Below are 14,798 nucleotides of genomic sequence, written 5' to 3' on the forward strand. Positions count from 1 at the left end.
TATTTTCTTTATATGAGACAGTTGCCTTTTTGTTACATTACTTTAACTCTTCTAGTACTTTTACGATAAAGTTTGTAGAATGAAGAGCTGCTTGATCTAAAAATTGATCAAATGAAACATTTGATTCTTTACCAGCAATATCAGAAAGTGCACGAATGATAACAAACGGAACTTCATATTGGTGGCATACTTGTGCAACAGCTGCTGCTTCCATTTCTACTGCATAAAGGTTTTCAAATTTATCACGAATTGCTGCAACTCGGTTCGGATCACTCATAAATGAATCACCTGTTGCAATCATACCTTTTACAACTTGAATATTTTCTTCTGCCTGCATACATTTTTCAGCTAATGCAACTAATGCTTCATCAGCTTTAAATCCAGGCGGCATTCCTGGTACTTGCCCATACTCATAGTTAAATGCTGTTACATCTACATCATGGTGACGAACTTCTGTTGAAATAACGACATCCCCAACATTTAGAGAATGATGGAATCCACCAGCTGAACCAGTATTAATGACTTTTTCAGGCTTATATCTTTCTAATAAAATTGTCGTTGACATCGCTGCATTTACTTTACCAATACCAGACTTTAACAAGATTACTTCATGTCCTGCTAATTGTCCTTTCGTAAATTCACAACCCGCAACCGTTTCTGTTTCTGCTTGTTCTAATTTATCACGTAAAATACGTACTTCTTCTTCCATTGCTCCAATTACAGCAATTCTCAATCTAATCCCTCTTTCTATTGCTTAGTTGCCTCCATTACCCAAACGAAATGATTTAATCTCGTAAACGTTACATGGAAGCCATTGTTTTCAAAAATAGTCTGCATAATTGGAATACGTGTATAGTATTCTGTTTGCAAATCATTTGCTAACTCATGAAAACCTCTTTGTTTTGCTGCTTCAACAGTTTTATCATATGCATCTTGATCTGCAAATATCGTATCAGCAAACACTATTTTACCACCTTTGTTTAGCAATTGACTATACTTCGCAATCGCTACATTTTTTTCATCATCTGTTAAATGATGAAATGCATAGGTGCTTACTATGGTATCAATGGAATTCGGGACTTCAAACGAAAGAAAATCACCTTCTGTAATGGAAAACTCTTTTGGCAATTTCTCTTTTGCAATCATGCGCATTTCACGTGACGGTTCTATACCGTAAACTGTGCGGCCAGCAAGTAATAATTTATTTGTTAAATTACCTGTACCGACACCAAATTCTAATATGTTACCAAATGACTTGTTAACTACATCCTCTAGAATGTCCTCATAATGGGCGAAAACTTCTTTATATTGTATATCTTCGCCTTGTACAAATGAGTCGTACGTATGAGCCCACTCATCAAATAAACCATTAAATTCTGTACCCATAAAAATTCCCCTTTTTCTTATCGGTTTTATCAGTATGATATTCCCTCTTTCTAAAAATGTCAATTGAAATGTACATGGTATTTCCTTCTTTTCTTTGTTACACTATAGTTGATTACATAGGAGAGGGGCCGTCTTCATGTCATTTACCTTTGAAATGTTAGAAGATAAAGTAGAATTTTTTGAAGCGGGAGACTTAGCTTCTTTAGAACGAAAAATCAGTGAACAAATCGATAATAATAAAGCACTTATGCTTGAAGTTCATCACATCTCGCATCAAATGGTTATGGATCCTGAAAGTAAAAGACCATATTATAGCGCGGTTGTTCATTTTAAATTAAAGAAATTACGCTAACTAAAAAAGAGAAGCTCCTTAGGAGCTTCTCTTTTTTAGTTTAGAGTTTGAACAAGTACTGGTTTCCAGCCTTCATTGTCTACCCAATCAATATTTACATAATATCTTTTACCTGTTTGTTTATCTTGTACGTTACCGTAAGCTTTATTCTTACCGTTATTTCCGATTCGATGAATAATTAATTGCTCTACTGGAACGTCAATTGCAGCTGAAATCGCTTGATTCATCTCATTCCAATCTGCTGTACCTTTTTTAAACGTCATCGCAGGTGTTGCACCTTGCTCTGTGCCTACTGGCTTCCAAGAAGGTTTCGTATAAGCGTCAGTTGCCTTTGGCTGTGTTTTTTCAGCTGGTACTTTCTCGTTAGCTTTCGCTTCTTCTTCAGCTTTTTTCTGTTCTTCTTCAGCCTTTAGCTTCTCTTCTTCTTCTTTCTTCTTAGCCTCTGTTTTCTCTTGTTCATTCTTCTTCGTCTCTTCTTTGCCTTTAGCTTTCTCAGACTTATTCTCTTTCGTTGTTTGCTGAGCTACCTTTTTATCGCTAGAAGACGCTTGCTCTTTCGTGTCAGGAACAAACAATTGATATGCTACAATAGCTACTGCTACTAGTACAATAGCGATTGCAATATTTAAAACACCGTTTTGACGACGTTTTTGTTGTTTCTGTTGGAATCTAGATCCTCCTGCCATTCTTCAAACCTCCATGCAGTTTTTCATACTTGCTATTGTAACATTAAATCTAGAAAGGTTGAACATTTACAATAATATTTTCATGAAATGAAAACATTTTACTATAAATTGCAAGATTACTTTTCATTCTCTAATCGATAGATTGATTCTACGATAGATTTGAAAATAGGTGTAACTTTATTTACATCGCTATTCGTTTCTATATCCACGACAACTAAAGCATACCTTGGATTTTCATATGGAAAATAACCTGCAAACCATCGATTCTCTTTCGTTCCTTTTCCTGTTTGTGCTGTCCCAGATTTTCCAGCAACACTTAGTGGTAACGACTTGAATGCTGATCCTGTGCCTTTCTCCGCTATTACAACGCTCCTTAATAACTGTTGTAATGTTTTCACTGTTCCATATGAAAGCTGTTTTCCACCTAATGTATGGTCTTCAAATGTATAAAAATCCGTTCCATTTTTATACATTATTTTTTCAACAGCTTTCACTTCCATCTTTTCTCCCCCTCTAGCAATCGTCGCCATCATATTTGCAATCGCTAGAGGTGACATACGTACATCTTTCTGTCCAATTGCTGTTTGCGCTACCGCTTTTTTACTATTCTTATTTCCTTCACTCCCCCAAATCGTAACACTCTTCTCCTCTGGCATTTGCTCAAAATGCGTTGTATGAAATACAGAACCTCTCCATCCAACCTTCTCAGCGCCTCCTAAAGCCGCTACATAAGTTTCTAACACCATCTTATCCTTTTCTATTAACTCATTGCCTAACTCTGAAAATGTCCTGTTACAGCTTCTAGCAAAGCTCTCTTTAAAACTAAGTGTCCCCATCTTAACTTGTGGGTGATCTTCACCATATAAATCTTTATTACAATTAAATACGCGATTAAAAACATTTTCATTTTGATCAATCGCTGCCGCCGCAATTATTGTTTTAAAAACAGAACCGGGAAAATGTGGTGTTAACATTTGATTTTCAAGTGTAGTTTTATATAAACTCTCATCTTTCACCTGTACAGATGGTTTGCTAACCATTGCTAAAATTTCATTTTTCTTTACATCAAGTAGCACTACTCCTCCCTTCTTAATTTCACTTGCTTCAACTACTTCTTCTGCTTTTTTCTGTAACTCGTTATGTAAAGTAGTTTGAATCGTCACTGGATAAAACGGATTTCCAGGCGATGTATATTTCGCTTGTTTTCCAAAAATCGGTTCTCCTTGCCGATCCACTTGATACAATACTTTTGCCTCTCCATCGGTCAAAAGAAATTCATCAAATGATTGCTGCAATCCTGAAATGCCAATCGGTGTTTGTTTTGAAATTTTTCTAACTTCTCCGTATCGTTTTTGAAATTCTCGTTCATTCTCACCCACATCACCAATTAAATGATTCATCACGCTAGTTTGCCGCAAACGAACTTCAGCTGCTACAATGCCTAATACATTTAATTGATTCACCTTCTCCATCTGCTCTCGTCCCAAGCGAAGTGGTTCATTTCCTCTTTGCAGGATAAATGCACTTTTCTTATGTTTCATTTGACTTTCAATCTCTTGTCTCGACATACCAATGATATGCGCAATTTTCTCCAACATGTCATTTTTTAATTGTAGAAATGGAAAAACAATTAAAACAGGATACTTTTTCTCACCTATCTCCTTACCATTACGATCTATAAAATGGCCGCGTCCATCATCTACTGTAATGGATTGCGTCCGTTGTGTAACACTTTTTTCAATTAAGTTAATCTTACGATCCGTAAATGATTCCGTATCTATAATTTGTATTTGAATTAAACGACAAAGTAACATAAACATGACACATATAAAACAAATTAAAACAATTGTAATTCTCTGTTTTATTTTCATAAAAAAAACACCTCGTCTACTATAGTTTGGACGGAGTGTTTCATTTTTTATACAAATAAAGTGAAACTTTAAGCAGCCCGATCCCCACCTAACTTCTTTGCTTTCGCTGATTTTTGAGGTGGGGGGTCTTACTGCCCGTTAATGCGGGATAAAAAAATCACTCGCTTTTACACGAGTGATTTTTAATTATTTTACAGAGATAATCTCTACTTGCATTTCTCCACCTGGAGTTTGGATTGCTACCTTTTCGCCAATTTGCTTACCTAATAAGCTTTTTGCGATTGGAGAATCGTTAGAAATTCTTCCTTCAAATGGATCTGCTTCTGCGCTACCTACGATTGTGTAAGCTTCTTCATCTCCATCTGGTAGTTCTTTAAATGTTACTGTTTTACCTAATGTAACAACTGTAGATTCTTCACCGTTATCTGTGATGATAACTGCGTTACGAATCATGTTTTCTAATTGTGTAATACGTCCTTCTACGAACGCTTGCTCATCTTTCGCTGCATCATACTCAGAGTTCTCAGAAAGATCTCCGAAGCTACGTGCAATCTTAATGCGCTCTACAACTTCTTTACGTTTTACCGTTTTTAAATCCTCAAGTTCGTTCTCTAGCTTTTGCTTACCCTCTTGCGTCATAGGGTATGTTTTTTCTGTTGCCATATTTTCCACTCCTTTTATATACCAATCCCCCGAAAAAAAGAGGAGTTCCATATGAAAACTCCCCCGCTTATATGTAAAGCGGAGGTTTCTAGCACGCCTGTACTAGCGGAGTTGTCACATACAACCCCGTATTCCCAATTCTTCTTTATATAAAGAAGATATGTATGGAAAGTTGATATAAATATGCCCTCACCTATATATAGATGAGGTTGCATGTTTCATTGTATTCGATAGGAAGGGAAAAAATCCCTTCCTATCGTATATCTTTTACTATGCTATTACAAATTTACTTTTTGTTCAAGAATTGTTGCAATTTTTGTAACCATAATATCAATTGCAACGTGGTTTTGTCCACCTTCAGGGATAATAATATCCGCAAATTTCTTAGAAGGCTCAATAAATTGATTGTGCATTGGACGTACAACATTTACATATTGATCAATAACTGAATCCATCGTACGACCACGTTCTTTAATATCACGCTGCATGCGGCGTAAAATACGAAGGTCAGCATCTGTATCAACGAATAACTTAATGTCCATTAACTCACAAAGACGTGGGTCTTCTAAAATAAGAATTCCTTCTAAAATGATTACATCTTTCGGCTCAACTGGAATAATTTCATCTGAACGCGTATGCAATGTATAGTCATATACAGGTTTCTCTACTTGTTTATATGCAAGCAACTGCTGCAAATGTTCAATTAACAAATCATTATCAAACGCTAATGGATGATCATAATTTGTTTTTAAACGCTCTTCCATTGGTAAATGGCTTTGATCTTTGTAATAATAATCTTGCTCTAAGATTAAAATGGAATGACCTTTAAAATGGTCAAAAATCGCTTTCGTTACACTTGTCTTACCTGACCCTGAACCACCAGCAATTCCAATTACAACAGGCTTATTCGTCCCCATTCGACTATCACTCTTTCTTATTGAAGTATGCTTTTGCGCATCATATTATTCACATACACTGGTTGATCCACTTTGAATTTCACGATTTGCAACGGATGTCTCGCTGCATCTAATTCGTTTCCATCCTCATCCCAAATTTTCTCCACCGTTTGCGTAAAGTTTTCTATTTCTGGCCCAAAGAACTCCACTTCATGTCCTGGTTTGAAATGATTACGTTGCTCAATCGTTACGATGCCCGTTTCTTCATTATAATCTAACACTAAACCAGCGAAATCATACGTTGTTTTCTTACTATGATTTCCAAACATTTGCTCTTGATGTCCTGGAACCCCTTCAAAGAATGCAGGAGCTGTATCACGATTTGCACATTTATCAAGCTCATCTAACCATTCTTGTTTAAACTCAAAGTTATCAGGATCCGCACAATATGCATCAATTACTTTGCGGTATACTGTCGCTACAGTCGCTACGTAATGGATTGATTTCATACGTCCTTCAACTTTTAAGCTATCAATTCCAATTTCAATCATTTTCGGAATTGATAAAATTAAATTTAAGTCTTTTGGACTCATTGCAAAGTGAGCATCTTCTTCTTGGAATAGAGGAAGCTCTTTTGCATCTTTATGTTGTGATACTGTTTGAACTAAATCATAGTCCCAGCGACAAGATTGACAACAACCACCACGGTTAGAGTCACGCGCTGTCATATGGTTACTTAGCGTACATCTTCCTGAATATGCGATACACATTGCACCATGGACGAATGCTTCAATTTCAATATCCACTTTTTCTTTAATCTCTTTCATTTCTTCATAGCTTGCTTCACGAGCTAATACAAGACGATGTAAACCTTCTTCTTTCCAATACTGTGCTGCTTTCCAGTTGGATAGTGATTGCTGTGTGCTTAAATGCACCTCAACAGAAGGCGCTACACGTTTACAAGTCTCAATGATAAGCGGATCAGCAACGATAATTCCCGTTACGCCAGCTTTTTCAATCCCTTTTAAATATTCCTCTAGCCCGTCCATATTTTCATTATGTGCAAAGATATTTGTTGTTACATATATTTTTGCTCCATATTTCTTTGCAAATTCCACACCTTCTGCCATTTCTTCCAGTGTAAAGTTACCTGCATTCGAACGAAGACCAAATTCTTGTCCACCTAAATATACAGCATCTGCCCCGTAATGGATAGCTACTTTTAATTTTTCTAAGTTACCCGCAGGGATTAACAGTTCAGGTTTCTTCACAATAACGCGTTTGCCATCGATCACTCGTGAAATTTCTTGTACAGTCATTTCCTACACCCTCCTCGTTTAGTAAACCGTCTCTTTAAAGAAGAATCCTGTATCTAACGGACGATTCACCGGTTGCATTTCTTCTATCTCTTTATATAAGTCGTCTTTCACGTCGTAATACGCATCACGATCTTCTACACATAAATCAATTGCTTTACGATATTTCTTCGTTACCTCAATAATGTATGCAGAGCTTTTTAGTACACCATCAACTTTTAAGCTATCAATTTCAGCATCAATTAGCTCTTCTAACTCATCGATGAAACAAATATCATTTGGACTCATAATGTGAGTACCATTTTCATCTTCATAAATTGGATATTTATTGTTACGCTCTGGGTCATATAAGAACATATTCTCTTCATATTTTTTCTTTTCGATATCAAGATGACGTCCTTGATACTCAAAGTAGTTTCCTACTAACGAACGCTTCGATTGGAACATACAAGTCATACCGTGAATTTGCACTTCAAGTTCTACTTCAGCATTTTCTTTTAATTCAACAATTTCATCTAAGCTAAGCTCGCGAGCTAATACAGCACGTTTTGCTCCTCTTTGTCCCCAGTAGTTACAAGTAAACCAGTTTGTTGCTGTTGTTTCTGTATTCCAGTGCAATTGCATATTTGGCGCTACTTCGCGAACCGCCATTAATACTGCTGGATCTCCGAAAACAATTGCATCTACATGTACTTCGTTTAAAAATGCAACATAGTCTGTTAATTCTTCTACTTTATCGTTGTGGAACATAGCGTTCATTGCTACGTATACTTTTACACCATTTTCATGTGCAATCTTCACAGCTTGTTTCACATCTTCACGTGAAAATTCCCCTGCTAAACGTAAACCAAACTTTTGCTCACCGATCATTACCGCATCTGCTCCTGCTTTCGCAAGAGGTTCGATATCCGCCACTGCTTTTGGCGTTACTAACAATTCTGGTTTCTTCATACCTTGGTCACCCTTTCTTTTTACTAACAGCTACTCCATCACCAATTGGGAAAATCGTTGTATCATATCCTTCATGGTTCATAAGCCATTCATTGTACGTCTTAATACGACGGATTAAACCACGTGTACGTCTGTTTTCAATTTTCTCTTTCGTCGTTACAAGGCCATGGTACATAACATTATCTGAAATAATTACGCCACCAGGATTTAATAACGGTTCATATAAGTCAAAAAAGCGACGATATTGTCCTTTTGCTGCGTCAATAAAAATAACGTCAAATGTTCCATGTTCTTCTACTTGCTCGCCTGTTTCTAACGCATCACCGTAAATAACGGAAATACGCTCTTTAACTGGTGAACGTTCTATATATTCAAGTGCTTTTTCATATCGATCGCGATTGCGCTCAACTGTCACAATGCGAGAATTTGGAATAGCTTGCATCATACGAATACTAGAATAGCCAATTGCTGTACCTAGCTCTAAAATGCTCTTCGGTCCAATTAAACGTAAAAATTGCAACATAAATTCCATTCCAAGTCGATCCATAATTGGCACATGATTTTCTTTCGCATAGTCTTCCATTTCAAGAATTAATTTATCTTTCGGATCAATAAATGATAATAGGTACTCGTTAACTGCATCCTCCATAATGGTCCTCCTTATTTACATGGAGAAGTGCCTCTATGACGTCTTTTCACACATAGAATGCAATAAAAATACAAGCCAGCTTTACCCTTAGCTTGTACGTCCCGTTTTGATATTAAAAACGATTCTTCTGCCAGTTTTTAACCCGATATATTTTACCACAAAAAAGAGGGATGTGCGACCTTTTTCGCTATCCCTCCCCATTTCACTGTTTTTTCGTAATATATTTTTGCTTTAGTGCATTATGCTCTTCCAATGTTTTCGCATAGTACACTTCACCAGTTGGTGCAGCTAAGAAATAATAATAATCTGTTTGCGCAGGCTCTAGCGCTGCTTCCACTGAATGTTTACCAGAGTTTGCAATCGGGCCCACCGGCAATCCTTTCACAACGTACGTATTGTACGGTGAGTTTATCTTTAAATCTTCGTATAATACACGTTGTTTATGCTTTCCAAGTGCATATAATACCGTTGGATCCGTTTGAAGCGGCATACCTTTTGCTAAACGATTATAAAAGACACTAGAGATCTTTTGACGATCTGTAAAGCCTGTTGCCTCTTCTTCAATAAGTGAAGACAATGTTAAAAGCTGATGAACATCCCAGTTTTTCGCTTTCATTTTTGCTTCGTTTTGAACAATGATTGCATTCGTTTTCTCAAGCATTGGAATGACAATTTCTTCTAACGTCGTATCTTTTTTATAGAAAGAGTACGTCGCAGGATATAAATAACCTTCTAATGGATATTTAATATTGCTATCAAAGATTTTATCCGTTAACAGCTTGGGATACTTTTGCTGCATTTTTTGAATAAATGCTTTATCGTTTAATTGACGTACAACATCATCTTTATTCCACTTTAATTCGTTTGCAACCGTTTCTGCAATTTCAGTTACTTGTGCCCCTTCTTTTACCGTCACTTTATAAAGAGCTGGACGATGTACATTACCAGATGACATTTGCTCAATAACATCTTTTGCACTCATTGAAGGATTTAATAAATATGTACCCGCTTGTAAATTTTTAGATTTAGCCTTTGTATAAAAACTAAAAACTGTACCGTTTTTCACAGCACCTTTTCCTTCTAAAATCTCACCAATTTTACTAGTAGATGATCCCTTTGGAATTTCTACTTCAATCTCTTTTTTATTCCCGCTATCAACCGGTCCTAATGCGGATGAAATATACGCATAGACTGAACCACAAACTAAAAGCAGTGCAATTATCGAGAATAAAAAAATGCGTCTACGCTTCTTTTTCACTTGATTCTCTACCAAAACTCTTCCTCCTTATTCAATTGTAGGCCATATGTACATCTTTCTATACAACACGATAAAAAATCACAATACATTTACCTATCATTTTTGACAGATACTTTATTTTCTACAATCCGTCTCATTATACTACAAAGGATTACGCAGTTTCGACAAAAAATCTTTCATTTTACATATAAAAAAGGCGGACGATATACCGTCCACCTTTTCAGTACTTATTATTCAGCTTCTTGCTCATCAGCTAGAGTGTTGAACATTTCTTGTACCATTTCCCACTCTTCTTCAGATTCGATTGGAAGTAAAGTTCCGCCCTCTTCTTCATTTTGCTCATAAGCCATTGCATCATAAATTTGGTCTCCATCTTCGTCTACTTCACCGATTGGAGAGAAGACTACGTATGATTTTTTGCCAAATTTTTCAGCATCAAAAGTGAAAATAATTTCACATAAATGTTCGTTACCTTTTTCGTCTACAATTGTAATTTGATTTTCTTCCATTTTGGTCACCTCTTATTTACTATCTAAAAATCCTTGTAAGATTACGACTGCAGCCATCTTATCAATTACTTGCTTTCGCTTCTTACGGCTTACATCGGCCGAAATGAGTAGACGTTCCGCTGCCATCGTTGACAAACGCTCGTCCCACATTACAACGTCTAATTGTAACAGCTCTCGTAGGTTTTCTGCAAATTGTTGGCATGCTTCACCACGTGGGCCAATTGTACCATTCATATTTTTAGGTAAACCTACTACTATCTTGTCCACATCATACTGTTTTACTAACTCAGAAATGCGGTCAAAACCAAATTGACCTCGTTCTTCGTTAATCTTGATTGTTTCAAGCCCTTGCGCTGTCCAGCCCATTTCGTCACTAATTGCAACTCCGACTGTTTTTGTACCTACATCTAAACCTAATATCCGCATAAATTACTCCTCACGATGATGTTTCAAGTAAGACTTCACAAGCTCTTCAATTAATTCATCACGTTCAAGCTTGCGAATGATGCTTCGCGCATCTTTATGGCGAGGTATGTATGCTGGGTCTCCACTTAATAAATAACCGACGATTTGGTTAATCGGATTATAGCCTTTTTCTTGAAGTGCATCATACACAGTTAAAAGTACATCATTTACATGGACACTCTGTTTTTCATCTTGAATGCTAAACTTCATTGTTTTATCAAAACCGTCCATTTCAAGCACCTCACTTATATAGTAAGTATAGGGAGAAGAACTTCTCCTCTCCCTACCATTGTACACTACTATCTCTTTATTTTGAAACAGATTTAACGTACTCTTGTACAAACGCTAAAGCTTCCTCAACTTGCGCTGGGTTTTTACCGCCCGCTTGTGCCATATCAGGACGGCCACCACCGCCACCGCCACAACGAGAAGCTACTTCTTTCACAAGTTTACCAGCATGGTATCCTTGGCTAATTAAATCTTTCGTTACGCCAGCTAAGATGTTTACTTTATCATCATTTACAGACGCTAATACGACAACTGCAGATTGTAATTTATTTTTTAGGTCATCCATCATCGTACGTAAGTTGTTCATGTCTGCAACATTTACTTTTGCCGCTAATACGTTCACGCCATCAACTGTCATTACTGAATCAGTTAAGTTTCCAGCTTCAATATTGCTTAATTTTGCTGCAAGAGATTCGTTTTCTTTTTGAAGTTGTTTTACTTCAGCAAATAAACCATCTACTCTTGTTAAAATGTCTTTTGGATTTGTTTTCATTTTTCCAGCTGCTTCTTTTAATAAACCTACTTGATCGTTCATTAATTCATAAGCAGACTTACCAGTTACTGCTTCAATACGACGAGTTCCTGCACCAATACCAGACTCAGCAACGATTTTGAAAATACCGATAGAAGCTGTGTTATCAACGTGACAACCACCGCAAAGCTCTAAGCTATAGTCGCCAACTTGTACAACGCGTACAACATCACCGTATTTTTCACCGAATAATGCCATTGCGCCCATTTCTTTCGCTTCTTCGATTGCTTTTTGAGAAATCTCAACATCAATACTTTCCCAAATTTTCTCGTTTACGATACGCTCAATTTTTTCTAATTCGTCAGCTTGTACTTGACCAAAGTGAGAGAAGTCAAAGCGTAAACGCTCAGAAGTTACAAGAGAACCCGCTTGGTTAACGTGCGTTCCAAGTACGTCTTTTAACGCTTGGTGTAGTAAGTGAGTTGCTGTATGGTTCTTCACAACACTACTACGGTTTTTCGTATCGATAATAGCTTTTACAGCCGCATCTTTCGTTAATGTACCTTCTTCAACTACAACTTTGTGCAAGTTTTGGCCGTTTGGTGCTTTTTGTACGTCTTTTACAAGAACTTTCACACCATCAGCAAGAAGGTAACCACGGTCTGCAATTTGTCCGCCGCTCTCAGCATAGAATGGTGTTACATCAAGCATTAATTGTCCTTCTTCACCTACTTGCAAGCTGTCTGCGTATTCACCGTTTTTCACAAGTGCAACAACGTTACTTTCTGTTGCAACCGTACCGTAACCAACGAACTCGCTCGCTACTTTCACTTCTCCAAGGACACCGCCTTGAACTTGCATAGAATCAACGTCTTGACGAGCAGCACGTGCGCGCTCACGTTGTTTTTCCATTTCATTTTCAAAGCCTTCATGATCAACTGTCATACCAGCTTCTTCTGCATATTCTTCTGTTAATTCAATTGGGAAACCGTATGTGTCATATAGACGGAACGCATCTACTCCAGAAATAACAGTTGTTTTTTCTTCTTTCGCTTTTGCAATAACTTCAGCTAAAATTGCTTCACCATCATGAAGTGTTTCGTGGAAACGCTCTTCTTCATTTTTCACAACTTTTGCAATGAAATCTTTCTTTTCAAGTACTTCTGGATAGAAGTCTTTCATTACTTCTCCAACAACCGGTACTAATTCAAACATGAACGGACGGTTAATGTTTAATTTCTTAGAGTAACGAACAGCACGGCGTAATAAACGACGTAATACATAACCACGGCCTTCGTTAGATGGAAGAGCGCCGTCACCAACAGCGAATGTTACTGTACGGATATGGTCAGCGATTACTTTAAACGCCATATCTTTTTCTAAGTCACCATTACGATATTTCTCGCCAGAGATTGTTTCTGTTGCACCAATCATCGGCATGAATAAGTCCGTGTCAAAGTTTGTAGGTACATCTTGAACGATAGATGTCATACGCTCTAGACCCATCCCTGTATCGATGTTTTTCTTAGGAAGTGGTGTATATGAACCATCTGGATTATGGTTAAATTGAGAGAATACAAGGTTCCATACTTCTAAGTAACGCTCGTTTTCTCCTCCTGGATATAATTCTGGGTCACTAAAGTCATTACCGTAAGCTTCTCCGCGGTCATAGAAAATCTCTGTATTCGGTCCACTTGGTCCTTCACCGATGTCCCAGAAGTTTTCTTCTAAGCGGATGATACGCTCTTTTGGAACACCCATTTTCTCATTCCAAATTGTGAATGCTTCTTCATCTTCTGGATGGATTGTAACGGATAATAATTCTTTATCGAATCCGATCCATTTGTCGCTCGTTAAGAATTCCCAAGCCCAAGTAATTGCCTCTTCTTTGAAGTAATCGCCGATTGAGAAGTTCCCTAACATTTCAAAGAATGTATGGTGACGAGCTGTTTTCCCTACGTTTTCAATATCGTTTGTACGAATTGATTTTTGAGCATTTGTAATACGTGGATTTTGCGGGATTACACGTCCATCAAAATATTTTTTTAATGTTGCTACACCACTGTTAATCCATAAAAGAGATGGATCCTCATGTGGAACTAGTGATGCACTAGGTTCTACTGCATGTCCTTTTTCTTGGAAAAAGTCTAAAAACATTTGACGAATTTGTGCGCCTGTTAGTTGTTTCATTGTATTTTCCTCCTTAAATATAAAAAACTCCCGCCCCTATAAAAGGGACGAGAGTTAACTCGCGATACCACCCTAATTATGAATTGATTACTATATGAATCAATTCATCACCTCATGGTGCCGTAACGTGGCAAAACGGCAGTGATTAGCTGCTCTCAGGATTAGCTTTCTGTTACCCTTCATTTAAAGCTTCTTTCAGCCATATGGAAGCTTCTCTCTATAAATGGACTGTAACGTACTTGTTCCGTCATTGATTTAATGTATTATATGACTAAATATAATAGAATTCTCTTAAGTTTGTCAATGTAGATAATCATTTATATTATATCAATTACTTATTAATCATAGCTATTCTACTATTCATTCTTAACAGCCTTTTCATATATTATGCATGTATTACTAAATTGTACTACTCCCGCGTACTTTTCCGAATATTTCATTTTTGTTATAATTAAATTATTAATAATAAAGGAGCGATTATAGTGACAACCTTATTGAGCAAAGCTAAAAATATGTTAAAGACTGATGAAACAATATTGTTTTACGTAGCCTGTTCACTAGACATATTTATTTATCGTTCCGTCGCAAGGCCGGGATTGTTAATTTTAACGAACAAACGCCTCTTCTTTTATGGACCAGATGTAAGTAAGAACCCATTATTTGAAGAGTACGCTTTCGCGAAAATTTCTAATTTAAAAGAAAAACAGCGACTTTTCAGCAATCAAATTGTATTTATGTATGATAATGAATGGAAAAAAATAAAACATATTCAAACAAATGATGTAAGCTCTCTCGTTCAAAAAATAAACGAACAACTCTCTAAATAATGATAGCCCTCTACTCTTA

General features: G+C 36.8%; 16 protein-coding genes and 1 other annotated feature. Of the genes, 2 read left to right on the plus strand and 14 right to left on the minus strand.

The window, feature by feature from the left end:
* Window positions 1-37 precede the first annotated feature (37 nt).
* Both mtnN and ACTFRN_RS04555 read right to left on the minus strand, forming a co-directional pair.
* Window positions 38-733, minus strand: a complete 696-nt coding sequence (gene mtnN, locus ACTFRN_RS04550) for a 5'-methylthioadenosine/S-adenosylhomocysteine nucleosidase (protein ID WP_001217039.1) — start codon at window positions 731-733, stop codon at window positions 38-40.
* Window positions 734-747: 14 nt separating this feature from the next.
* Window positions 748-1,386: a class I SAM-dependent methyltransferase gene (locus tag ACTFRN_RS04555; protein ID WP_000536312.1), complete on the minus strand. Its 639-nt coding sequence runs from the start codon at window positions 1,384-1,386 to the stop codon at window positions 748-750.
* 136 nt (window positions 1,387-1,522) lie between these two features.
* On the opposite strand from ACTFRN_RS04555, the gene ACTFRN_RS04560 reads away from it, so the two are divergent.
* Window positions 1,523-1,738 carry a YrzA family protein gene (locus ACTFRN_RS04560; protein ID WP_000010984.1) on the plus strand — a complete coding sequence of 72 codons (216 nt, stop codon included), beginning with the start codon at window positions 1,523-1,525 and terminating at the stop codon, window positions 1,736-1,738.
* A 35-nt stretch (window positions 1,739-1,773) separates the two neighbouring features.
* On the opposite strand, the gene ACTFRN_RS04565 is transcribed toward ACTFRN_RS04560, so the two are convergent.
* The 12 genes from ACTFRN_RS04565 to alaS form a co-directional block, all read right to left on the minus strand.
* On the minus strand, window positions 1,774-2,424 hold the full coding sequence (locus ACTFRN_RS04565) for a YrrS family protein (protein WP_000897107.1): 651 nt from the start codon (window positions 2,422-2,424) through the stop codon (window positions 1,774-1,776).
* 116 nt (window positions 2,425-2,540) lie between these two features.
* Window positions 2,541-4,295, minus strand: coding sequence for a peptidoglycan D,D-transpeptidase FtsI family protein (locus ACTFRN_RS04570; protein ID WP_000695080.1), 1,755 nt, complete (start codon window positions 4,293-4,295; stop codon window positions 2,541-2,543).
* A gap of 186 nt (window positions 4,296-4,481) precedes the next feature.
* A complete protein-coding gene (gene greA, locus ACTFRN_RS04575) occupies window positions 4,482-4,958 on the minus strand; it encodes a transcription elongation factor GreA (protein ID WP_000179963.1) in 477 nt (158 codons plus the stop codon).
* Window positions 4,959-5,236: 278 nt separating this feature from the next.
* Window positions 5,237-5,875, minus strand: a complete 639-nt coding sequence (udk, locus tag ACTFRN_RS04580) for a uridine kinase (RefSeq protein ID WP_000537087.1) — start codon at window positions 5,873-5,875, stop codon at window positions 5,237-5,239.
* 17 nt (window positions 5,876-5,892) lie between these two features.
* Entirely contained in the window at window positions 5,893-7,173 is a 1,281-nt protein-coding gene (locus ACTFRN_RS04585) for a peptidase U32 family protein (RefSeq protein ID WP_000217969.1), read from the minus strand.
* Window positions 7,174-7,191: 18 nt separating this feature from the next.
* The gene (locus tag ACTFRN_RS04590; RefSeq protein ID WP_000742781.1) at window positions 7,192-8,121 is read right to left on the minus strand and encodes a peptidase U32 family protein; all 930 of its coding nucleotides are present in this window, start codon (window positions 8,119-8,121) and stop codon (window positions 7,192-7,194) included.
* A 7-nt stretch (window positions 8,122-8,128) separates the two neighbouring features.
* Entirely contained in the window at window positions 8,129-8,770 is a 642-nt protein-coding gene (locus tag ACTFRN_RS04595; RefSeq protein ID WP_000389089.1) for an O-methyltransferase, read from the minus strand.
* Window positions 8,771-8,972: 202 nt separating this feature from the next.
* Entirely contained in the window at window positions 8,973-10,043 is a 1,071-nt protein-coding gene (gene mltG / locus ACTFRN_RS04600; RefSeq protein WP_000230089.1) for an endolytic transglycosylase MltG, read from the minus strand.
* Between the two features lie 215 nt (window positions 10,044-10,258).
* Entirely contained in the window at window positions 10,259-10,537 is a 279-nt protein-coding gene (locus ACTFRN_RS04605; protein WP_000392247.1) for a DUF1292 domain-containing protein, read from the minus strand.
* 12 nt (window positions 10,538-10,549) lie between these two features.
* The gene (gene ruvX / locus ACTFRN_RS04610) at window positions 10,550-10,963 is read right to left on the minus strand and encodes a Holliday junction resolvase RuvX (RefSeq protein WP_001221197.1); all 414 of its coding nucleotides are present in this window, start codon (window positions 10,961-10,963) and stop codon (window positions 10,550-10,552) included.
* Window positions 10,964-10,966: 3 nt separating this feature from the next.
* Entirely contained in the window at window positions 10,967-11,233 is a 267-nt protein-coding gene (locus tag ACTFRN_RS04615) for an IreB family regulatory phosphoprotein (protein WP_000348590.1), read from the minus strand.
* A gap of 76 nt (window positions 11,234-11,309) precedes the next feature.
* On the minus strand, window positions 11,310-13,952 hold the full coding sequence (gene alaS, locus ACTFRN_RS04620; protein ID WP_000811833.1) for an alanine--tRNA ligase: 2,643 nt from the start codon (window positions 13,950-13,952) through the stop codon (window positions 11,310-11,312).
* A gap of 40 nt (window positions 13,953-13,992) precedes the next feature.
* Window positions 13,993-14,212 (minus strand) — a binding site (T-box leader).
* Window positions 14,213-14,434: 222 nt separating this feature from the next.
* On the opposite strand from alaS, the gene ACTFRN_RS04625 reads away from it, so the two are divergent.
* Window positions 14,435-14,779 (plus strand): PH domain-containing protein, encoded by a 345-nt coding sequence (locus tag ACTFRN_RS04625; protein WP_000209593.1) that lies wholly within the window; start codon window positions 14,435-14,437, stop codon window positions 14,777-14,779.
* Window positions 14,780-14,798: the final 19 nt, after the last annotated feature.

Source organism: Bacillus cereus group sp. MYBK245-2 (genome assembly GCF_051916145.1).
Lineage (GTDB): Bacteria > Bacillota > Bacilli > Bacillales > Bacillaceae_G > Bacillus_A > Bacillus_A pacificus.